This window comes from Paraburkholderia phenazinium (assembly GCF_900142845.1).
GTDB lineage: Bacteria > Pseudomonadota > Gammaproteobacteria > Burkholderiales > Burkholderiaceae > Paraburkholderia > Paraburkholderia phenazinium_A.
Map to the genome: position 1 here is coordinate 1,316,754 of NZ_FSRU01000001.1, position 21,777 is coordinate 1,338,530.

The window sequence follows — 21,777 nt, forward strand, 5'->3', positions numbered from 1 at the left end:
GCATGCCGTCCACGCCCGCTTCACCGCCGCCGGAAGCGTCCGACCGCACCGGCCGCGCGGCGCATGCCGATGCATCGCCGAACGTGCGCATCGACGCGCAGCAACTCGCCTTGCTCTGGCAGCTTGCCAGCCGTGCGCGTGCTGCGAAGAGCGAAGCGACGCTCGGCTTTACGATCGTCAACGAAACGCTGGCGCTGGTGCCTTACCGCCAGGCCGCATGGTGGCGCGGCACCGCACCGGGTTCGGTGGCGGCGGTATCCGGTTTGCCGCAGAGCGATCCGAATGCGCCCTACGTGCAGTGGCTCGGCGCATTGTGCCGGGTGCTCGCGCGTGCGCCTGGGGTGGGGGTCGCTGACGCCACGCTTCACGAACCCGGCGATGCAAGCGTACCGCTGCCCGAGGGACCGCGTCCCTTCACCGCCGCCGACCTCGGCGATGAAGGTGCCACGCATGTCGCGCAGGAGTGGCAGGCATGGTGGCCCGCGCATGGTCTTTGGCTGCCGCTGGTGGACCGCGAAGGCCGCCGGCTCGGCGGCCTGGCGTTCGCGCGCGAAGCGCCGTGGACGCCCACCGAGTGTGCGCTGCTAGGCGAGCTCGCGCAGGTATGGGGTCATGCGTTCGCGGCCTTCGGTCCGCAACCGTCCTGGTTCGAACGCGCGCGTGTGCTGTTGCGGCCGGGCCGTCAGCAACGGCGCGTGCTGATCGCGCTGGCGTTGGTTTGCGTGATTCCATTGCGCTTGTCAGTGCTCGCGCCGGCCGAGGTGACGCCGAAAGATCCGTTCGTGGTGCGCGCGCCGCTCGACGGCGTGATCGACCGCCTGTACGTGCAGCCGAATCAGCCGGTGACGGCCGGCACGCCGCTCCTCGGCCTCGACGCCACCACCTTGCAGTCGCGCTACGCGCTGGCTCGCAAAGACTTCGACACCGCGCAGGAGGAGTATCGGCAGACGGCGCAACTGGCGGTCACCGAGGACCGCGACCGGCTCGATATGGCCGAGCGCAAAGGCAAGCTCGACCAGAGCGCCGTGCAACTCGACTACACCGCCGAACAACTGGCGCGCGTGCGCGTGAGCGCAACGCGCGCAGGCGTCGCGGTGTTCGCCGATCCGAACGAATGGACCGGTAAGGCGGTGGCGGTCGGCGAAAAGATTCTGCTGCTGGCAGACCCGGCTCACGTCGAACTGACCGCCTACGTGCCGGTTGCCGATAACGTCGACGTCAAACCCGGCATGCTGCTGACGCTGTATCCGAAGAGTTCGCCGCTCGCCACTTACGACGCGCGCATCGATTCGGTCGCCTATCGCGCGGAGCCGACGCCGGATGGCGTGCTGGCGTATCGCGTGAAGGCGAGCTTCGCGGCAAGCGGCGCGCAGCCGCCGCTCGGGGCGATGGGCACAGCACGCATTCACGGCAGTTGGGTGCCGCTCGTCTACTACGTGCTGCGCCGGCCGTTGACGCTCGCGCGTCAATGGCTGGGCTGGTAGCGTCACGCGAGCGCCGCGCCGAACCCATCATGTCCCGACTACCGCCACTTCGCCAGGAACTGACGTTGACCGCCGGCGCGCCGACCCCGGAAGGCGCGCCGACGTGGATGCTGCACGATCCCGCGGCGAACCGCTTCTTCCAGCTCGGCTGGCCTGCGTTCGAAATGCTCTCGCGCTGGCCGCTCGACGACGCGCATGCGATCGTCGCGAGCGTCAACCGCGAGACGACCTTGACGATTTCGCTCGACGACATCGAGGCACTGCTGCGCATGCTGCGTCAGCAGAACCTGCTGGTCGCGACGAGCGCAAGCGACACCGAGCGGTTGGGCGCCTATGCCGAAGCCGGCCGCCTCACGCAGGCCATGTGGCTGCTCAAGCACTATCTGATGATCCGCATTCCGCTGTGGCATCCCATGCCGTTCCTGCGGCGCGCGGCGCGTTATGCCGCGTTCGCTTACCGTCCGGCGTTCTGGGCAATCGTGGCGGCGTGCGCGGCGACCGGTCTGTTTCTCGTGTCGCGCCGGTGGGACGAATTCCTGCATACGTTTCATGGTTACGCGGACCTGCAAGGCGTGGTTGCGGTGGGCGTGGCGTTAGCATGTGCGAAGGTGCTGCACGAGTTCGGTCATGCGTTTACCGCGCAACGTTATGGTTGCCGCGTGCCGACCATGGGTCTGGCCTTTCTCGTGATGCTGCCCGTGCTCTACACCGACACCACCGAGGCCTGGAAAGTGCCGAGCCGCGCGAGCCGTTTGCGCATCGGTGCGGCCGGCATGCTCAGCGAGCTGGCGTTGGCCGCGTTCGCGACGCTCGCGTGGAATCTCTTGCCGGATGGCCCGCTGCGAGCGGGTGCCTTCCTGCTCGCGACCACCACCTGGATCGGCACGCTGGCGATCAATGCCAGCCCGTTCATGCGCTTCGACGGCTATTTCCTGTTGTCCGACTGGCTCAATACGCCGAACCTGCACGACCGCGCGTTTGCGCTCGGTCGCTGGTGGCTGCGTGAATGGCTATTCGGTTTCGGCGATCCGCAGCCGGAGCCGTGCTCGCCGTCGCGGCGACGCTTTCTGATCGGCTTTTCGTTTGCGACGTGGCTGTATCGGCTGGTGGTGTTTTTTTCGATCGCGCTTGTGGTGTACCACGCTTTCTTCAAGGTGTTGGGCATGGCGTTGTTTTGCGTCGAGTTCGGCTGGTTTATCGTGCGGCCGGTGTTGCGCGAAGCGGCGGCGTGCTGGCGGCGCCGCGCGCAGTTGCGCTGGCAGCGTCAGACGCGCCGCAGTGTGCTGCTTGGCGCCGTGCTGCTGGGCTTTTTTGTGCTGCCGTGGCATGCCGGTGTCAGTGCGCCCGCGGTGTTTGGACCGCAGCAGGCGCAAGGGCTGTATGCGATCGAGGCGGGCTATCTGGCGGCCTCGCCGGCGCCGGTGCGCGACGGCCAGACGGTGCAGGCGGGGCAGGTTCTCGCCGTGCTGGTGTCGCCCGATCTCGCGTACAAGCTGAAGGCCGCGCAGGCGGACGAGGCGCTGTTGCGATGGGAAGTCGAGCAGCAACCGTTCGACGACCGCTTGCGGCAAGAAGGCGTCGCCCTGAAACGGCGTTGGGATGCCGCGCGCGAGACGGTCAACGGCTTTAGCGCCGAGATCGATCAACTGACGATTCGCGCGCCGTTTGCGGGCATCGTCGATATGGGTGACGACGATCTGGCCGCCGGCACCTGGTTGCCGCGGGGCGAGCGTCTGTTCGATGTGATCGGTCCGCATGGGGTGAAGGGCGAAGCGTTCGTCGGCGAGAACGACGTGGCGCGGGTCGTGGCCGGTCAGCGCGCGAGCTTCGTGGCGAGCCTGGCGGAAATGCGCGCGGTGCAATGCCGTGTGCTGGCCGTCGACAGGGTCAACGTCGCGACGCTCGACGAGCCGTCGGTCGCGAGCGTGTATGGCGGTCCGATTGCCGCCGAGCAGGAAACGAAGACGCATCAACTGGTGCCGCTGCAGGCAATCTGGCGGGTGCGTTTTGGGGACTGCGAAGGCTCGCAGGTGTTGAGCCGCCAGTTGACCGGCACGGTGACGTTCGGCGCCGGGCGCGAGAGCTTTGCTTCGCGTGGGGTGCGAGCGCTGGTGGCGGCGGTGCAGCGGGAGGCGGGGTTTTAGGGGGGTACGGGAGTAGGGCGGGTGGATGGCGACGGGCCGCCGCAGTCCCATCGGATAAAATACCGCCCGTCATGCCACTTCCCGAACCCACGGAGTATTTTCAGTGATTCAACCGAGCAACATATTCAAGGACAACCTCGCCCAACTGCCTTCCATCGACGGTATCGAGCGTATCGATCTGGTCGACGGCAAGGGCGCCGTCGTGGCCAGCATCGAGAACAAGCCGGGTAAGCAGGGCTCGCTGGCGGTGTACCACTATCTGCAGCAAAGCTTCGGCACGCTCGACGCCAAGGCGGCCGAACACGGCCTCGCCGTGTTCGCCGAGCATACGGCCGACGCGCGCAATCGTCCGGGGGCCCACCCGAATGTCGACCATCTGCTCGCGATCGTGGCCGGTGGGCCCGCGCTGCGCATCGAGGTTGTTGCGGCTGCCTGAGCGCGGTGCGATTCGCACGCCGGCACTCAGGGAAGTGCGGCCGCAGCATCCCTGCTGGCCAGCAACACGGCCAGGGCCGTGTTCTGGTTTGCCTTGAGTTCTTTGCTTATCTGACCAAGCGCATGCTGCTGCCGGTCGAAGAACTCACGGGGACTGCGCAAGGTCGGGTGCCGGTGGAATGCGTCGAGGAACGCCGACAGGACGGTCTTCAGGTAAAACTCCAGGTTCGCGCAGAGCAGCGTCGCATCGACCACACGCTGCGCGCTGTGCACGATATCGCAGCGTGCCCGGTAGATTCTCTGGACGTGCCAGCGTAGCCGCCTTTCGTGATTGTTCAGCGCATCGGCGACTTTCTGGTGGGTTGAAATCATGGCGAGGAATCGCCGCGTTCGGAACCAGATGAAAGGACGCGCCTTGCACGCATCTTCGACCGCGCGCCTCATGGCACCGTCCTGCAGGAGGGCATGAAACGACGACAAGCCCATGCTACCCAGTTCCAGCGGCTCGTTCGCGGCGTTGCGCAGATCGATCTTGAGATCGACCAGCGCCGAGCGTAGCGCCACAAGGTGCTTGGGGAGATAGGACATGGCCACGGTTGGCGCCAGCGAGTTTTCAACACCGTCGCCGATGCCGCCACCACCACCGCCAATACCCTTGACCAGGAATTCTACGGCCGTCCACCAGTTGACCAGCTTGTTCTCGAAATTAGACGTCTCGGCACCCACCCGATACAGCCTGAATGTCGAATAGATGCGGTCTTTTGCGTCCGCGGAAAGCGTTCCGCTGCCGACCAGTTCCTGCAGGCGGCGCATGAACTCCTCCAACTGCTCAGCGGTAAGAGACGAATCCGGATTCGGAACCGTGCCGGGTAGCGGCAGCAGCATGTGCCTGTCCGCCTTCGCCAACAGGAAACTGTTAGAGAGTTGGACGTTCTTCCGCTCATAGTCGTAGCGGACCACGTCGAGGACCTGACCGATGCGGTCCCCTGCGAGCGAACCCGCCATGCGGCCGTCCTGCGCGTGCGCAGTCGTTGTAGCGAACAGCCGTCCGCCGCGAACCGACGCATAGCGACGGACATAGTTGCTCGATTTCGGCCCGATCTCCGGGGGCTGCGTGCTGAATTCAATGTCACCCACGCGCGCGGGGAAGTGATCGGGCTTGCTGACGTTACTGATCGAAAACGTCACCGTGTAGGGCTTCGGCTGTGCCCCAAGGCGCTGGAACACCTCGTCAAGCGCTTTGCTGAATACGTATGCCGATGGTTCTGCCGCCTTCTCAACGGTGGGCAGCAACATGAGGCGATACAGCATGAAGAGCGATTCAAAACTCCAGCCCCGATTAATCAGTGTACTCAACAACGTTGATGTCACGTTTTCGATTTCGCCGAGTTTTGTCTCGATGTTTTCAAGTTCAGCAGGGTCGCCCTGCACGGATAGCTCACGCTCCAGCCATGACACGCAACGGGCGATGAAATGGTCGTCGAGCGCCTTTTCCAGTTCTCTTCCAAAGGCGTCGATCAGCGAATGATGTTTGCCAAGTGCGGCGCCCCAAGCCTTCAGCACCTTCGACTCATCTGCGTCCTGACTGCTTTGCTTTGGTTTTGCTTCCGTCAGAATGGAAACGAGGTGGCTGGCCGACGCGCGAAATGCATCGTCCGACATGATGATGCGGTCGGTGAGGATTTCTACCGCCTCGGCCGTCACCCTGCCGACATCGCTTTCGTTTGCATGCCCACCGTCGACCATGCGGAGCAGTTCACGTACGATGTTCAACGGGTTCATTGCGCGCACACGAAACGCATCCAGCGACGCCTCATGGACGAGGTTAAACCAGCACTCGCAAAAGAAGTGTTGACGTGCTGTCAGGCCATGCTGCTGCACGATCCGCTGATCAATTCGCATCGACTTGCCGCCAGGAAGGAAAGAAGTTATTCTAGCGGCTCAGTCGACTGATGATAGTTGGCAACGAAAAAAAGGGGTCAGGGCTTGTTGGCCTGGACGTGTTCCGCAGCATTCTCCGCCCCGCCTATGTAACGGTCCGCTCAACGAGCGGACCGTTTTTTTTTGTGGTCGGAATGGTGGACGGAGGAGTCCTCTGTAAAAGCGCTCTTAACCGAGAGGGCTCAGACGAGGGGCTCTCGCTACGAAACCTTTTCGCAGCGCGTGGATCCGCAAGGCGTCGTCTCACGAACCCACGTAATACCCAGGCTGGTCGATATCGTCCAGAAGCCCGGGACCGGTCGGCCGCCAACCCAGCGCGTCGCGCGTCCATTGACTGGAGGCCGGCACGTCCATGGTCGTGAATATGCCGAACCAGCCGAAGTGTTCGTGCACCTCCTCGGGCCGCTTGCTCACCACCGGCAGGTTCAGGCGATGCCCGATCACGGTGGCGATCTCCTTGAACGGCACGCCCTGTTCGCCGACCGCGTGATAGCGGGCACCCGTGGTGCCCTTTTCAAGCGCCAGCCGGTAGATCGCTGCAGCATCGAAGCGATGAACGCCAGGCCAGCGGTTTAGTCCGTCACCCACATAGGCCGACACGCCTTTCTCGCGCGCGATGGCAATGAGCCTCGGAATGAAGCCGTGGTCGCCCTCGCCGTGCACCGAGGGAGCGAGACGTACCGCGCAGGTACGCAAGCCGCGCGCCGCCAGTTCGGTCGCGGCCACTTCCGGATCGCGCGGAAATGCGGGGTTGGGTGCACGCACATCTTCCTCGTACGCGAGACGGCCCGGCGCCAGCAGCGCGACGCCGGAGGTGACGATCAGCGGCCGCTCGGAGCCTTCGAGCGCGGCGCCGATGGCATCGAGTGCGCGCCGTTCCGTCGCGCTGTTTTCGGCGAACTTCGTGAAATCGTGGTTGAAAGCCGTATGGATGACGCCGTCCACCGCGAGCACGCCGCGGCGCAGGCTGTCGAGCTCTTCGAGCGAACCGCGCTGGACGTCCGCACCTGCCGCGGCAAGCGCGGCGGCTCCCGCATCCGAGCGCGCCAGACCGAGCACCTGGTGCCCCGCACCGATCAGTTCCTTGACGACCGCAGTGCCGACGAAGCCGGTTGCGCCAGTAACGAATACACGCATGCAAACCTCCAGATCAACGATGAATGGAGGCGACTGTGGGCGCATAATCTATCAGGGTAAAGTAGTGACGTTACACGGGTATACCGACTAACAGGATCAGCATGCCGGCCGCCAACGACAATCCGCTTGGAACCTACCTCAAGGACCGCCGCACGAAACTGGACCCTGCCGCTTTCGGCATTGAGTTGACGCGCCGGCGCACACCCGGGCTGCGGCGTGAGGAAGTGGCGCAGCGCGCCAACGTCAGCGCGACCTGGTACACGTGGCTCGAACAGGGCCGCGGCGGGGCGCCTTCGGCTGACGTACTGGAGCGCATCGCCCGCGCTTTGATGCTGACGGATGTCGAGCGCGAGCATCTGTTCCTGCTGGGTCTCGGCCGGCCGCCGGATGTCCGCTATCAGGCAAGCGAAGGCGTGTCGCCACGGCTGCAGCGCGTGCTCGATGCGTTGGCGTTCAGCCCGGCCGTCGTGAAGACCGCTACGTGGGATATCGTGGCCTGGAATCGCGCGGCCGCCGCCGTGCTGACCGACTACGGCGCGCTGCCGCCGTCGCAACGCAACGCCTTGCGCATGGTGTTCTGCGACCCTCGCGTGCGCGCCGCGCAGCCCGATTGGGAGCACGCTGCGCGCTTCGTGGTGGGGGCGTTCCGGGTGGATGTCGCGCGCGCCGGGGCTTCGAGCCAGGTCGCCGAGCTGGTCGACGAACTGTCCGCGTTGAGCCCCGAGTTCGTGGCGCTGTGGCGCGACAATGATGTCCGTGCTCACGGCGAGGGCGTCAAGCATCTGCGGCATCCGATCGTTGGGTCGATCGCATTCGAGTATTCGAACTTCGCCGTCGACGGCCGGCCCGATCTCAGCCTGGTGATCTACAACCCGGCCACGCCGGCCGATGTCGCGCTGGTCCGATCGTTGACTGAAACCCGGGCCGTCGCGTTGGGGTGATTCGCCCCGTCGTCCCTTTGGGCGCCTTCACCGCCTGCCAAGGCAAGCGCAACGGCAAGCAAGCGCAATGACAACGGCTCAGGCAGGAAAATCCGTGGACGCCGACAACGCCTTCCACGTTTCCGTCTCCTGCGTGACGTAGGCATTCTTGTCGGCGATCGCCTTCAGCGTATCGGTGCCCAGCGGCAAACGCAGCGGCGGGGTGGGGGCGTCGACCAGTTCGAGCATGGCTTGCGCCAGCTTCTCGGGATTGCCCGGCTGGTTGTGGTTCATCTCGACCGCTCTGCGGCGCACGTTACCCGAGGTCGCGTCGTAGTCCGCGATGATTTCCTTGGCGACCATCAGCGAAGACGCGTCGAGGAAGTCCGTGCGGAAGTATCCCGGCTCCACCACCGTTGCATGGATACCGAGCGGCGCCAGTTCTCCGCGCAATGCCTCAGTCAAACCTTCCACCGCAAACTTCGTGGAACTGTAGGCGCCGAATCCGGCGGCTGCCCGATACCCCCCGATCGACGACATGTTGATCACGTGACCGGCTCGCTGCGAACGCAGCGTCGGCAACACGGCGCGCGTGATATTCAGGAGACCGAACACGTTGGTGTCGTACATGCGGCGCACGTCGGCGTCGCTGGATTCCTCGATGGCGCCCAGCAAGCCGAAGCCCGCGTTGTTCACCAGCACGTCGATCCGGCCGAATTTTTCGAGTGCGGCTTGCACCGCGGCCTTCGCCTGGGCTTCGTCCGTCACATCCAGTGCCACGGGCAACAGCGCCGGCGAATTGCCGAGACGCTCCGCGATCGCCGCGACGTTGCGACCGGCCGCGACCACCGCATTGCCGTCGGCGAGCGCCGCCTCGGCGATCAGCGCGCCCAGACCGCGCGATGCGCCGGTGATGAACCAGACCCGTTTGAAACCACTTTTTGTGACATCGACCATGATGTTGCTCCTGCGCTTGGGGTGGAAGTGAACGAATGATAGAAGCCAGGATTGACACAAACTAGGCGTCGATTGGTAGACTGATAATCAACTTTTATTTGCGAATCCGAGGCGGTCATGAACGAAGTTCGCGCGATTACGATATTCGTCCGGGCCGCGACGCTGGGAAGCCTGCGCAAGGCCGCGGTGGATCAGGGCATCTCACCGCAGGCGGCGAGCCACGCGGTGATGCAACTGGAGAAGGAACTGGGCGTCCGGTTATTCCACCGGACCACGCGCAAGCTGAGTCTGACGGAGGAGGGGCAGCGTTTGCTAGATAATGTGCAGCCCGCATTGGCTACGCTTTCTTTCGCGCTCGACGACGCGCGCCGCTCGAAAGAGGAGATCGCGGGGCCGCTGCGAGTGAACGCGCCGAGGGCCATGAGCCGCTCGCTGCTGTGGCCATTCTTCCTGGAGTTCTCGGCCTTGCATCCGAACGTGCACCTTGATGTGCAGTTCGACGATCACTTTACGGATCTGGTCGGCGAGCGCGCCGATGTCGGTTTTCGCGGCGGTTCGCCGCCCTCGGGCGGCACGATTGCACGCAAGCTGTTGCCGATTCAACTGATCGTCTGTGCGTCGCCGGCCTATATCGAGCGCCATGGCGCGCCGCAAACCATCGAGGAACTGGATGGGCACCGCTGCACGGGGTACCGGCGCGCGAATACGGGCAAGCAGGCGCCGTGGGAGTTTCTCATCGGCGACGAAATCGTCTATCGCGACATGGCGACAACCCTTTGCATCAACGACACCGATGCGGAGACCGAAGCCGTGCTCGCCGGACTCGCGGTCGGTCAACTGGGAAGCTTCTCGGCGACTTCGCCTATCCGCAGCGGCCGGCTTGTGCCGTTGCTGCTCCAGCATGTCACGCAGCGTGAGGGTTTTTATATCTACTATCGGCATCGCACCGAGCAGCCGCTGCGGGTGAGGACGTTCATCGACTTCATGGTGGCGCGTATCGCGGACAACCGGAGTTTCTTTTTCGAGCCGTCGGAGCTTCGTGCGGCAGGCGGCGTGCGTCGGGTTCGATGAATCTCCCGGACCGTGACTCTATCCGGGAGGTCCCGTTTGATGGGTTTTTGATGGATTTGATGGTGACGCAGGGCCCCGGTGAAGCGCTATGCTTGATCGAACGGAGACACCACACCATGAAACACAACGATCCGCGCTCAGGCGCAAAACCCTCGCACTGGTATCGCGAGCAGGACTGTTCGCTCGACGATTTTCTGACCGTACTTCAATCGCGCGAGGAGGATGGCCTCCTGCGCTTTGCTGTCGACATACGCCAGCACATTCCGGTCTACGACTGCCGCGAACTCGGTTCAGCGCTTGACGACCCGTCCCGCCGTCTCGACCTGCAAGCCGAGTGGGCGGACGTGCTCAATGACGGCGCGGGTGTGCTGGTGCTGGAGAACGCCTTCGCCGATACCGCGCCGATCGACGCTGCAACGAAAGTGTTCGAAGCCATCATTCGTGACGAGCGCGACGCTGGCGTTGCAGTGGGAGATCACTTCGCCAAGGCAGGCGCCAATGACCGGATCTGGAACGCGCAGGAAAAGCTCTGTCTGCGCGCGCCCGAGGTGTTCGCCCGCTACTACGCCAATGCTGTTCTGGTTGCCGCGGCTGAGGCGTGGTTAGGTCCATATTTTCAGGTCACTTCCCAGGTCAACGTGGTTCGGCCTGGCGGCGCGGCGCAGCAGGCGCACAGGGACTATCACCTCGGCTTTCAGAGTGCGGCCCAGTCCGAGCGCTATCCGGCCCACGTGCATGCGATGTCGCCGTTTCTCACGCTGCAGGGTGCCGTCGTACATAGCGATATGCCGGTCGAGAGCGGGCCCACCAAGCTGCTGCCGTTTTCGCAGCGCTACGCTGCGGGCTATCTCGCGTGGCGTCGTGAGGATTTTCGCAGTTACTTCGAGAGCCACTATGTGCAGTTGGCGCTCAAGAAGGGCGACGCGCTCTTCTTCAATCCCGCGCTGTTTCATGCAGCCGGTTCGAACCAGACCTCGTCGATTCAGCGCATGGCCAATCTGTTGCAGATTTCTTCGGCCTACGGACGGGCGATGGAATCGTTAAATCGCATGCGGATGTGCGAGGTGATGTATCCGGTCCTGCAGCGGAATCGCGCGTCGCAACAGATGAGCGACGCGGAGATAGACGCCGTGATCGCATCTTGCGCCGAGGGCTATCCGTTTCCCACCAATCTGGACCGGGACCCGCCTGTCGGCGGCCTTGCGCCTGAAAGCCAGCAGGAACTCTTTCGGCGCGCGCTCAGAGAGTCGTGGACCGCTGAGACGTTCATTGGCGAACTGCGTCGCCGGGACGAACGACGAGAAGCATAGCGGCGCGGGTTAGATCATGTGATGCTCGGGCAGGCCACGGCGCCGTGCAACCCAGGGGTTTTGGCAAACCGGCGATCTTTGTGCCATCATCTCCCGGCGTTAGTCTTTTGAACGCCGCTGGGCATCAGCCACGTCATGCAGCCGATAAGTCATGACATCGACCGCAAACCCGCTATCTAGCCACTCTCTTTGAGGCGCAGCTATGAAAAAGACACTCATCGCGCAACTTGTGATCGTTTCCCTGCTCGGCACGTCCGGTGCCGCATTCGCACAACAGCACAATGACGACCATCGCGGCGGTCCGCCGTCGCATGGCCGGCCTGGCCCGCGCGAAGCCGATGTCAGCCGTGACGGCGGCCCCATCCCCCACAGCGACTGGCATAAGGGCGAGCGGCTTCCGGCCGAGTATCGCGATCGCAATTACGAGGTGGACAACTGGCGCGAGCACGGCCTGCAAGCGCCGCCGCGCGGCTACCACTGGGTCGGCGTGAACGGGGACTATGTCCTCGCCGCGGTTGCGACCGGTGTCATCGCAAGCGTGCTGCTCTCCGGGCACTAATCCGCAGTGGCCGGGCATGTTTGCCCGGCCATTGCGACACCGAGCGGCTAAAGCGCCTCTACGCCTTTAGCCTTACCGCTCATCGCGGTTGTTGCGGTTGTCGCGTATGTCGCACCCGAACGATCGAGCGCCGCCGGCAAGTCCCTTTCCAGCATCGTCACGATGGCGCGCGTCTTCGCGGGGATCGGCCGCGCGGCCGCAAACAGCGCGTGCAGGTCGAACCCCGGCACGGTGTATTGCGGCAGCACGCGCACGAGGCGGCCGCACGCCAGCGCTTCGGCGCAGGCCGGTTCCTGCAGGACGCCAATCCCCGCTCCGGCCATCAGCAATTCATACACCGGGCGCCAATGGCTCGCACTCATGGCGACCTTGATCGGCGCCTGAACGACCGCTTGCTCCGTATCGATCAACCTGAGCAGTCCGTCGCCGAAGAGATTCCTCACGCGAATGAAAGGATGCTCGATCAGTTCGTCTGCATTGCCTGGGACTCCAGATTGGTCCAGATAGGCGGGGGCGGCAACGAGGACGCGGCGCACGTGCGCGAGGCGGCGGGCGATAAAACCGCCTTCGCCGGGCTGGCCAAGACGCAGGGAAATATCGACGCCCTCGGTCACCGGATCGACGAGCTGGTCGTTCAGGATCAAATCGATGTCGAGCGCCGGGTGCAGTTCGCGGATGTGCAGCAGAATGCGCGGCAGCACCACCTCGCCGAGGCTCTGCGGAGCGGCGATGCGCAGCGTGCCGCGCAAGGCGCGGTCGTCGGGCGAGACCGCCGCACAGGCTTCTTCGGCGGCTTCGAGCACCTGCTTGCTGCGCTCATAGAACAGGTTGCCTTCGTCCGTGCACGAGACCGCTCGCGTACTGCGGCGAAGCAGTAGCACGCCCAGGTGCTGTTCAAGCCGGTCGATGCGCTCGCTGACGGCAGGTTGCCCAATACCCAGGTCGCGCGCGGCCCTCGACATGTTGCCGCGCTCAACCACCCGCACGTAGATTCGCATTGCTGCCAGTAGGTCCATGGCGAATATCGTATCAGTTTCACCGATAGAAGTTATCGGCCGCGGCCGTCTACCGGTGCCTGCATGGTCGGCGCTACTGTAGCGAGCACTTTGTGTTTGCCTACAGACCGCTCATGTCAAAACTCAACCTGAAACTTCTCGGTCCCTGCCTGCTTGCGATTGCCATCGACGCAATGGGGTTCGGCCTCGTCTACCCCATGATGTCGGCGATTTTCGGCGACCCGCAAGCGGGCATCCTGGCGCCGCACAGCAGCGCTCAGGTTCGCAACTTCTATCTCGGCCTCGGCTACGGCGTCTATCCGTTCTGCATGTTCTTCGGTTCGTCGCTGATGGGCGAACTGTCCGATGGCTACGGTCGACGCAAGATCCTGCTGGTATGCGTATTCGGCCTGTCGATCAGCTACTTCCTGATGGCGGCCGGCGCCTTGTGGCCCAGCGTGTGGCTGTTGCTCCTTGGCCGCGGCCTGAGCGGTCTGATGGCCGGTTGCCAGGGCATCGCGCAAGCGGCGATCACGGACATGAGCACACCTGAAAACAAGGCGTACAACATGAGCATCATGTCGTTGGCCTTCAGTGCGGGCGTCGTTGTCGGCCCCGTGCTCGGCGGGCTGACTTCGGACCGTAGCATCGCACCGGTGTTCAACTACGGCACGCCGTTTCTGCTGGTCGGTGCGTTGTCGCTGATCTGTGGAATCTGGACGTGGCGCTCGTACCGGGATGCTGTCGCGCCGTCCGGCCATGCCCGCGTCGACTTGCTGCTGCCGTTGCGCATCGTTTATCAGGCGGCGCAGCACAGGCAGGTCGCGTTTCTGTCGGCGGTGTTCTTTCTGATGCAGGTCGGCTACGGACTCTATCTGCAGACCATCATGCTGCTGCTGCAGACGAAATTCCACTATACGAGCGCGCAGCTCGGCGTGTTCAGCGGCGTGATCGGCCTGTGCTTCGTGCTGGGCCTGCTGTTCGTGGTGCGGTTGATGCTGCGCGTATGGCGTGTCGTCGACATCGCGAAGACCGGTTTGCTGATTGCCGGTGTGTGCCAGATTCTCTCTGCGCTCTTCCCGCACGAAAAGCTGCTGTGGTGTCTCGCAACGCTGGTCGGCTGCTTCGACATGGTGGCCTACACGACGATGTACACCGCTTTCTCCGACGCAGTCAGCGAAGAGCGGCAGGGTTGGGCGTTGGGTGTCGCCGGATCGGTGATGGCGGTGGCCTGGGTCGTGACCGGCTTGCTGACGAATCTTTTGCCCGTGTTCGGAGAAACGGGTCTGCTTCTGCTGGGCGGCCTCGGTTTTTTACTGAGCTTCCTGATGATGCTGGCGTACGGTCGTTCGCGTGCAACAACGCATGGAGTTGCAACACGAGCGAACGTTCCGCCCACAACCGGAGCGTAGTGCTCCTGGAAGAGAACGGTTGATTTACCCGAACAGGCCGAATACGGTTGTTTTTACTGACTTGAACGCTACCGTACAGACTTACCGCCTGGTTCGTGGGACTCTGCTCTTTCAGCCCGTGCGTACCAGTGAGCTCCAGACCGCTCTCGCGCCGCAGGCCATGGCCAATTGCCGTCTACCGATCCAACGCTCTCACAAGGGGCGTGACTGGAGGATCAACATGTCCGCTCATTCTGGCTCTTTCCGCTGGTCCGTGGGCACGCCCACGGCGGAGCACGCACCTTTGACCGACGCGATGATGGAACCGCCGCCGCAGCGTTCCGCCAGTGCGTTCTCCATGCCCGCTTCGCAGCCGCTTCGTCAATTCGATGCCTTGCGGCTCAAGGACGAAATTCTGGCCATGGTGGCGCATGAGCTTCGCGGACCCTTGACGCCGTTGCAGCTCGCGGCGCATCTCATTCGCAGGGTGTCGACCGACCGGCCGGAGGTGCTTCGATCGGTCGACATGATCGACCGGCAAATCGCGCACATCGTACGACTGTCCGAGGATCTGATGGACGCCATGCGGGTGGAGCATGGCGCGCTACGTGTGAGCAAGGTTCCGGTGGACGTGGTGGCGGTGCTCGCCGCGCCGCTGACCGCTGCCGCGCTGGCAGCGGCGCAGCGCAGCCAGACCTTCGCGGTGCAGATCGCGGACAGGACGTTGCGCGTGGAAGGCGACCCGGTGCGCCTCGCGCAGGCCGTCAACAATCTTCTGCATAACGCGATCAAGTACACCCCCGAGCACGGGCACATCGCGGTCAACGTGCTTGCGGACCGGCATGTTCTGGTCGTATCGGTGAAAGACGACGGCATGGGCATATCGGATGCACTCTTGCCGCATATCTTCGATCTGTTCGCGCAATCCTGCAGAACGATCGGGGCGAGCGCGGGTGGTCTAGGAGTCGGGCTTGCGGTCGTGAAGGCCGTTGCCGAGTCGCACGACGGGACGGTATCGGCGGTCAGCGCAGGTCCAGGTGCCGGCAGCGAATTCACGCTTCGCCTGCCTATCGTGGTGCAAACGGTGGTGCAAACTCGCGCGCCCATGTCGTCGGTATGAATTTGATAGGGATTCCGAATGACCCATCTTAAAGCGGACCTGATGCGCACGCTGCGGGATGCCTGTGCGATGGAACGGCATGCGGAGTGGCTTCTGCGTACCCATGTGGCCGCGACGGCACGTTATCCCGAGGTCAGCGCGCGTATCGACGCGGACCTGACGGCCACGCTCGCGAACCAGAAAGCGTTGGCGGGCTGCATGGAGCGTATCGAAGGTACCGACGGCAGCGACGCCACCCTGGCGGCGCTTCCCGCTGACGTCGCCGGCGCAATCGAAACAGGGAGCATCGCGCAAACGCCGGAAGAGTTGGCCCGCAATCTGGCCATCCTGATGGCTTTCAAGCGCTACGAGATTGCGTCTTACACCTCGCTGATTGCTGCCGCCGAAGCGAGCGGCTTCTTTGAAACCAAGTTCACCTGCGAGGGCATCCTGATTCAGCAGGTCGCCATGGCGGATTGGCTGTTTGACTGTCTGCCCTCAACCGATGACGCCTCGACGGGCCGCGTGCGCCCCTCCGCGGGCGCGGCACCTCGTTCCGTCCATTGACCGATTCAGTCTCTCGGCCAGGCTGTCGCCTGGGCCGTCGTCGTCTCGGCCGATCCGGCGCACGATAACCGAGACCTGATCAGCCATGACTCCTGCGGCCACGACCTTGCCGAAAGACGGTGCACCGAACCCGCCAACTGCGCCATCGCCCGGCGGACTGAGCAGCATTCAGGCGCGTCACGAACTGACGGCGTCCGGGCCGAATACCATGCCGGACACGTCGGCGCATCCGCTGCGCATGGCGCTCGAAAAATTCTGGGCACCGGTGCCGTGGATGCTCGAGGCTGCGATCGTGCTGCAATGCGCTCTCGGCAAGTATGTCGAGGCAGGGATCATTGCCGGGTTGCTCGTGTTTAACGCCGCGCTCGGACTGTTGCAGGAAAGCCGTGCGCAGGCGACGCTCGCGGCGCTGAAATCGCGCCTCGCGCTGAGCGCGTCGGTACAGCGCGACGGCAAGTGGTCGATTGTCCCGGCGGCCGACCTGGTGCCGGGCGATGTGGTCAAGTTGTCGCTAGGCGGCGTGGTTGCCGCCGACATGCGCCTCACGTCCGGCAACGTGCTGCTCGATCATTCGATGCTCACGGGCGAGTCGGAGCCGATCGAAGCGAGTGCCGGCGTGCAGACCTTTGCCGGTGCGCTGGTGCGGCGTGGCGAGGCGGTGGGTGTCGTGACGGCGACGGGCGCCCGAACGCGCTTCGGCCGCACGGCGGAACTGGTGCGCACCGCGCACGTGGTGAGTTCACAGCAAAAGGCCGTGCTGCTCGTGGTGCGCAATCTGGCTGCGTTCAACGGCGTGGTTATCGCGCTACTGATTGCCTATGCCCTTTTTGTGCACATGCCGGTTGCGGATATTGTGCCGCTGGTGCTGACGGCCGTGCTCGCCTCGATCCCCGTCGCGCTGCCGGCCACTTTCACGCTGTCTGCGGCACTCGGTGCGCGGGCCCTGGCGAAACAGGGGGTGCTATCCACGCGCCTGACCGCCGTGGACGAAGCCGGGACCATGGACGTGCTGTGCGCCGACAAGACCGGTACGCTGACGTGCAACGCGTTGAGCGTCACCTCCGTGCACGCCATGGCGGGTTTCGACAAAGGGCACGTGTTGGCGCTGGCGGCGCTGGCGAGCGCGGAGGGTGGACAGGACCCGGTCGACACCGCGATCCGTACGGCCTCCGAGGCCGGTGTGGTTGCGGACGCACCAAAGCTCGTCACTTTCACCGCGTTCGACCCCGCGAAGAAAATGTCCGAAGCGCTTGCCATGGCGCCGGGTGGCGGCACGCAGCGCATCGTCAAGGGCGCCTTCGCGGTCGTTTCCACCCTGGCGGCGCCGTCGCCGGATGCGGTGGCTCAAGCGAACACGCTCGAGCAACAGGGCTTGCGCGTACTCGCTGTCGCGGCGGGTGCGCCGGACGTATTGCAACTGGTCGGACTGGTTGCGCTCAGCGACCCGCCGCGGGCCGACTCGGCTGCGCTCGTCACCGAACTCCATGAGCTTGGCGTGCGCGCGGTGATGGTGACCGGCGATGCGCCCGCGACCGCCGCGATTGTCGCGCATGCTGTGGGTCTGGACGGCGCGATCTGCCCGCCCGGGCCGATTCCGGAAGAGGTGGCGCCGCAAGCGTTCGCGGTGTTTGCTGGCGTGATGCCGGAAGACAAGTACAAGCTCGTCAAGGCGTTCCAGCAGGGCGGGCATATCGTCGGCATGTGCGGCGACGGCGCCAACGACGCGCCCGCGCTGCGCCAGGCGCAAATCGGCATCGCGGTATCGACGGCAACCGATGTCGCCAAATCGGCGGCCGGCATGGTGTTGACCGAACCTGGTCTGGCCGGGATCGTTGCTGCGGTGAAGGAAGGCCGCATCACCTTCCAGCGCATCATGACCTATACGCTGAACTCGATCCTCAAGAAGATCGTAACAGCGCTGCTGCTCGTATTCGGTCTCATCATGACGGGACACGCGGTCCTGACCCCATTGCTGATGGTGATCCTGATGATTGCGGGCGACTTTCTCGCCATGTCGCTGACGACTGACAACGTGGACCCGTCGCCATCGCCGAATGCCTGGAAAATCGGCAACCTGACGATCGCCGGTGTCGTGATGGGCATTGCATTGCTGGCCTTCTGCACGGCGGTCCTCGCGACCGGCAAGTTCGCCCTGGGCCTCGGTACGGCGGCATTGCAAACCCTCACATTTGTGACGCTCGTCTTCGGCAGTCAGGCCATGCTGTACGCGATCCGGCAGCGCCGGCGCATGTGGGGCGCACGGCCGAGTGTCTGGCTGGTCGCGTCGTCGGCGACTGATGTTCTCATTGCTTTGCTGCTTGCCATCGGCGGCATCGCGATGACGGCGTTGCCCGCCACGACGGTGATAGGTGTGCTGGCCGCCGCCGTGGTCTTTGCCGTAGTGATGAACGCAGTGAAGATTCCGGTGTTCGCTCGCCTGAGCATGACTTAGCGCGCATCGCGGGTAACTGCCGTGCCGAAGCAGGACACAACCTGGTACGCCACCGTACCGACCTCAGTGCAGGGCAGGCGCACCGTAACCCCAAGCACCTTTGCGTTTCCATTCCAAAGGTGCTCGCGACAGTCCCACGCAATGTGATCCAGCCGGATCACTCGTCAGTGCCGCCCCGCTTTAGCCAGGGAGTGGCCATCATGCCCCGCATCCGACAACCCTATCTCTTTCCGCCACGCACGTGGCGGATCGTGTCGCAGATTCATGCTCAAACCCGCATGGGAGCAAGCAATGCTAATCGATGATGTCGCTGGCGCGGTTCTTCGCGAACCGCCAATCTTCCCTCCGTCCGCTGCGTTTTCGGCGCAGGCGGCGATTTCGGGCATGGATGCCTACCGCACGCTCTGCGCCGAAGCGGAACGCGACTATGAGGGCTTCTGGGGGCGTCTGGGCCGCGACGCGCTGACGTGGAAAAAGCCGTTCTCCACGGTACTCGATGAATCGCGCGCACCGTTTTATCAGTGGTTCAAGGATGGCGAGCTCAACGCGTCGTACAACTGCCTCGATCGTCACGTCGAGGCCGGTCAGGGCACGCGCGTCGCGGTGATTTTCGAGGCCGACGACGGTACCGTGACGAACGTCACCTACCAGGATCTGCTGCAACGTGTTTGCCGCTTTGCGAATGCGCTGAAAAAGCGCGGCGTGCAAAAGGGCGACCGCGTGGTGATCTATATGCCGATGTCGGTCGAAGGCATCGTCGCGATGCAGGCCTGCGCGCGGATCGGCGCCACACATTCGGTGGTGTTCGGCGGGTTCTCGTCGAAATCGCTCAATGAGCGGCTCGTCAATGTAGGTGCGATCGCGCTGGTCACCTGCGACGAGCAGATGCGCGGCGGCAAGGCGCTACCGCTGAAAAACATTGCCGACGAAGCGCTCGCCATGGGCGGCTGCGAGGCGGTGAAGAGCGTGATCGTCTATCGGCGTACCGGCGGCAAGGTGGCCTGGCACGACGGCCGCGATGTGTGGATGCATGAGCTCATGCAGGCCGAGTCCGATCAATGCGCGCCCGCATGGGTTGGGGCCGAACATCCGCTCTTTATCCTCTACACGTCCGGCTCGACCGGCACGCCGAAGGGCGTGCAGCACTGCACCGGCGGTTTTTTGCTGTGGGCCGCGCAGACCCTGAAGTGGACCTTCGACTGGAAACCGTCGGACGTGTTCTGGTGCACCGCCGATATCGGCTGGATCACCGGACACAGCTATATCGCGTACGGTCCGCTGGCGCTTGGCGCGACCCAGGTCATGTTCGAAGGCGTACCCACCTGGCCGAACGCTGGCCGTTTCTGGCAGATGATCGAGCGCCACAAGGTGAGCCTCTTCTATACCGCGCCCACCGCAATCCGTTCGCTGATCAAGCTGGCGGAAGCCGACATCAAGGTCCACCCGGACAGCTTCGATCTGTCGAGCCTGCGCATTCTCGGCACCGTGGGCGAGCCGATCAATCCGGCGGCATGGATGTGGTACTACGAGCACGTCGGCCGTGCGCGATGCCCCGTCGTCGATACGTGGTGGCAAACCGAGACCGGCGGCCACATGATCGCGCCGATGCCGGGCGCAACGCCGCTCGTGCCCGGCTCATGCACCTTGCCCTTGCCGGGGATCATGGCGGCCGTGGTGGATGAAACAGGGCAGGATGTGCCGGACGGGCAGGGCGGCTTGCTGGTGATCAAGCGCCCGTGGCCGTCCATGCTGCGCACCGTATGGGGCGACCCTGAACGTTTCAGGAAAGGCTATTTCCCCGACGACCTCGGCGGCAAGCTGTATCTCGCCGGCGACGGCGCAGTACGCGATAGCGAAACCGGCTACTTCACCATCACAGGACGCATTGACGACGTGCTTAACGTGTCGGGCCACCGGCTGGGCACGATGGAAATCGAATCGGCTCTGGTGGCCAATCCGCTCGTCGCCGAAGCGGCCGTGGTGGGTTGCCCGGACGAAACCACCGGCGAAATTGTCGTCGCCTTCGTGGTCCTGAAGGGGCCTCGCCCAGAAGGGACGGAAGCCGAGAGGATTGCCAACGAATTGCGCGCCTGGGTGGGCAAGGAGATTGGACCGATCGCGAAGCCGAAAGTGATCCGCTTCGGCGAGAACCTGCCGAAGACGCGCTCCGGAAAAATCATGCGCCGCTTGCTGCGTTCGCTGGCAGCGGGCGATGAGATCACCCAGGACGTCTCGACACTCGAAAATCCCGCGATTCTCGATCAGTTGGGCTAAGCGGCCACAGCACCGGCAACAGCAGCGGCATCCACAGCGGCACCGGCACGGCGCGTGGGTTGCCGCGTGCCCAGAACGGCGTACAGAAGCATTCTGCGTCAATCGACCTTGACGGTCGGGTTGGCGCCACGTCAGGAGCAGATCATGCGTACTGAAACAGTTTTACCGCGGCTTTCGAATCCTGCTCCGCTGGGGCTGGCGGGTTTTGCGTTGACCACCTGGCTGCTGAGCATGATCAACGCGGGCTGGTTTAGCGGCGACTCGATGGGGATGGTGCTGGCGTGCGCGCTAGCCTACGGCGGCACCGCTCAGGCTATCGCGGGAATCATGGAGTTGCCGCGCGGCAATACCTTTGGTGCGACCGCTTTCCTGAGCTACGGCGCGTTCTGGTGGTCGTTTGCGTTATTCGTTCTGTTTCTGCACGACAAGGTGCCGGCTGCGTTTGTCGGCTGGTATCTGTTCCTGTGGGGCGTCTTCACTTTCTATATGTGGCTGGCCACGTTTCGTTCGCCACGCGCGCTGCAATCCATTTTTCTCGCGCTGTGGATCACGTTCTTCCTGCTCGCGGCAGGTGAATGGACCGGCTCAGGCCTGCTGCACATGGCAGGCGGCTATATGGGGCTTGTCACTGCCGCGTTGGCTTTCTACCTGTCCGCGGCGGATCTGATCAACGAAGTTTATGACCGCGTCGTCTTGCCCATTGGCGAGCCGCGGAATTTCAGGCGGCACGCCGTCGTTTTGTAACACCCGGCTGCAGAAGCGCGGCGTATCGGTGAAGTGTGCGGTCCACCCGGCCGCGCGCACCGATGCAGCGTCCGCTATTTGCGGCATGCCGATTCTCAACGCCGACCACGCCAAGCAGGTGTTCGTGATCAAGCGCGGGGAAGGCGAGGGCTACGCCGGCATCGTCAATGAACTCTTCTACGCGGACAACTGCAACATGGTCTATGGCGACGCCCGGGCCGTGCTCATCAAGATGGGAGAAGCGGTCAGGGGGCTCGGCTTGCCGGCCGTGGCCTAACCCGTTGAACTCATCAAAAC

General features: G+C 63.9%; 18 protein-coding genes. 14 read left to right on the forward strand and 4 right to left on the reverse strand.

The annotated features are described in order from the left end of the window. The first annotated feature begins 2 nt into the window (after positions 1-2). The 3 genes from BUS12_RS05690 (at position 3) to BUS12_RS05700 (ending at position 4,064) form a co-directional block, all read left to right on the forward strand. Positions 3-1,484: an efflux RND transporter periplasmic adaptor subunit gene (locus BUS12_RS05690; protein WP_083640258.1), complete on the forward strand. Its 1,482-nt coding sequence runs from the start codon at positions 3-5 to the stop codon at positions 1,482-1,484. 29 nt (positions 1,485-1,513) lie between these two features. Then, positions 1,514-3,628 carry a site-2 protease family protein gene (locus BUS12_RS05695; RefSeq protein ID WP_083640442.1) on the forward strand — a complete coding sequence of 705 codons (2,115 nt, stop codon included), beginning with the start codon at positions 1,514-1,516 and terminating at the stop codon, positions 3,626-3,628. 103 nt (positions 3,629-3,731) lie between these two features. Next, positions 3,732-4,064, forward strand: coding sequence for a DUF2322 family protein (locus tag BUS12_RS05700; protein ID WP_074294639.1), 333 nt, complete (start codon positions 3,732-3,734; stop codon positions 4,062-4,064). Positions 4,065-4,090: 26 nt separating this feature from the next. Here BUS12_RS05700 and BUS12_RS05705 read toward each other — a convergent pair whose 3' ends face one another. Next, on the reverse strand, positions 4,091-5,965 hold the full coding sequence (locus BUS12_RS05705) for a hypothetical protein (RefSeq protein ID WP_074294640.1): 1,875 nt from the start codon (positions 5,963-5,965) through the stop codon (positions 4,091-4,093). Between the two features lie 282 nt (positions 5,966-6,247). After that, positions 6,248-7,141 (reverse strand): SDR family oxidoreductase, encoded by an 894-nt coding sequence (locus BUS12_RS05710; protein WP_074294641.1) that lies wholly within the window; start codon positions 7,139-7,141, stop codon positions 6,248-6,250. Between the two features lie 101 nt (positions 7,142-7,242). Between BUS12_RS05710 and BUS12_RS05715 the strand changes: the two genes are divergently transcribed. Then, positions 7,243-8,082: a helix-turn-helix transcriptional regulator gene (locus BUS12_RS05715; protein WP_171991600.1), complete on the forward strand. Its 840-nt coding sequence runs from the start codon at positions 7,243-7,245 to the stop codon at positions 8,080-8,082. A gap of 78 nt (positions 8,083-8,160) precedes the next feature. Here the strand turns inward: BUS12_RS05715 and BUS12_RS05720 are convergent, their stop codons facing one another. Continuing rightward, on the reverse strand, positions 8,161-9,018 hold the full coding sequence (locus BUS12_RS05720) for an oxidoreductase (RefSeq protein ID WP_074294643.1): 858 nt from the start codon (positions 9,016-9,018) through the stop codon (positions 8,161-8,163). A gap of 117 nt (positions 9,019-9,135) precedes the next feature. Here BUS12_RS05720 and BUS12_RS05725 point away from each other — a divergent pair, with 117 nt between their 5' ends. The 3 genes from BUS12_RS05725 to BUS12_RS05735 all read left to right on the forward strand — a co-directional run bounded on the left by BUS12_RS05725 (position 9,136) and on the right by BUS12_RS05735 (position 11,958). Beyond that, positions 9,136-10,089 carry a LysR family transcriptional regulator gene (locus BUS12_RS05725; protein WP_074294644.1) on the forward strand — a complete coding sequence of 318 codons (954 nt, stop codon included), beginning with the start codon at positions 9,136-9,138 and terminating at the stop codon, positions 10,087-10,089. A gap of 116 nt (positions 10,090-10,205) precedes the next feature. Continuing rightward, on the forward strand, positions 10,206-11,399 hold the full coding sequence (locus BUS12_RS05730) for a phytanoyl-CoA dioxygenase family protein (protein ID WP_074294645.1): 1,194 nt from the start codon (positions 10,206-10,208) through the stop codon (positions 11,397-11,399). A 202-nt stretch (positions 11,400-11,601) separates the two neighbouring features. Continuing rightward, the gene (locus BUS12_RS05735) at positions 11,602-11,958 is read left to right on the forward strand and encodes an RcnB family protein (RefSeq protein ID WP_074294646.1); all 357 of its coding nucleotides are present in this window, start codon (positions 11,602-11,604) and stop codon (positions 11,956-11,958) included. A gap of 47 nt (positions 11,959-12,005) precedes the next feature. Here BUS12_RS05735 and BUS12_RS05740 read toward each other — a convergent pair whose 3' ends face one another. After that, a complete protein-coding gene (locus BUS12_RS05740; protein ID WP_083640259.1) occupies positions 12,006-12,974 on the reverse strand; it encodes a LysR family transcriptional regulator in 969 nt (322 codons plus the stop codon). 113 nt (positions 12,975-13,087) lie between these two features. Between BUS12_RS05740 and BUS12_RS05745 the strand changes: the two genes are divergently transcribed. The 7 genes from BUS12_RS05745 (at position 13,088) to BUS12_RS39615 (ending at position 21,757) form a co-directional block, all read left to right on the forward strand. Further along, positions 13,088-14,365: an MFS transporter gene (locus BUS12_RS05745; protein WP_074294648.1), complete on the forward strand. Its 1,278-nt coding sequence runs from the start codon at positions 13,088-13,090 to the stop codon at positions 14,363-14,365. Between the two features lie 220 nt (positions 14,366-14,585). Then, the gene (locus BUS12_RS05750; protein ID WP_171991601.1) at positions 14,586-15,464 is read left to right on the forward strand and encodes a sensor histidine kinase; all 879 of its coding nucleotides are present in this window, start codon (positions 14,586-14,588) and stop codon (positions 15,462-15,464) included. Between the two features lie 18 nt (positions 15,465-15,482). Then, positions 15,483-16,010 (forward strand): DUF892 family protein, encoded by a 528-nt coding sequence (locus tag BUS12_RS05755; protein ID WP_074294650.1) that lies wholly within the window; start codon positions 15,483-15,485, stop codon positions 16,008-16,010. A gap of 85 nt (positions 16,011-16,095) precedes the next feature. Continuing rightward, positions 16,096-18,462 carry an HAD-IC family P-type ATPase gene (locus tag BUS12_RS05760; RefSeq protein WP_074294651.1) on the forward strand — a complete coding sequence of 789 codons (2,367 nt, stop codon included), beginning with the start codon at positions 16,096-16,098 and terminating at the stop codon, positions 18,460-18,462. A 291-nt stretch (positions 18,463-18,753) separates the two neighbouring features. After that, the gene (gene acs, locus BUS12_RS05765) at positions 18,754-20,736 is read left to right on the forward strand and encodes an acetate--CoA ligase (RefSeq protein WP_083640261.1); all 1,983 of its coding nucleotides are present in this window, start codon (positions 18,754-18,756) and stop codon (positions 20,734-20,736) included. Between the two features lie 144 nt (positions 20,737-20,880). After that, a complete protein-coding gene (locus BUS12_RS05770) occupies positions 20,881-21,480 on the forward strand; it encodes an acetate uptake transporter (RefSeq protein ID WP_074294653.1) in 600 nt (199 codons plus the stop codon). After that, positions 21,416-21,757 (forward strand): NAD(P)(+) transhydrogenase (Re/Si-specific) subunit beta, encoded by a 342-nt coding sequence (locus BUS12_RS39615; protein ID WP_290439558.1) that lies wholly within the window; start codon positions 21,416-21,418, stop codon positions 21,755-21,757. The genes BUS12_RS05770 and BUS12_RS39615 overlap by 65 nt, the downstream gene beginning before the upstream one ends. The last annotated feature ends 20 nt before the right edge of the window (positions 21,758-21,777 follow it).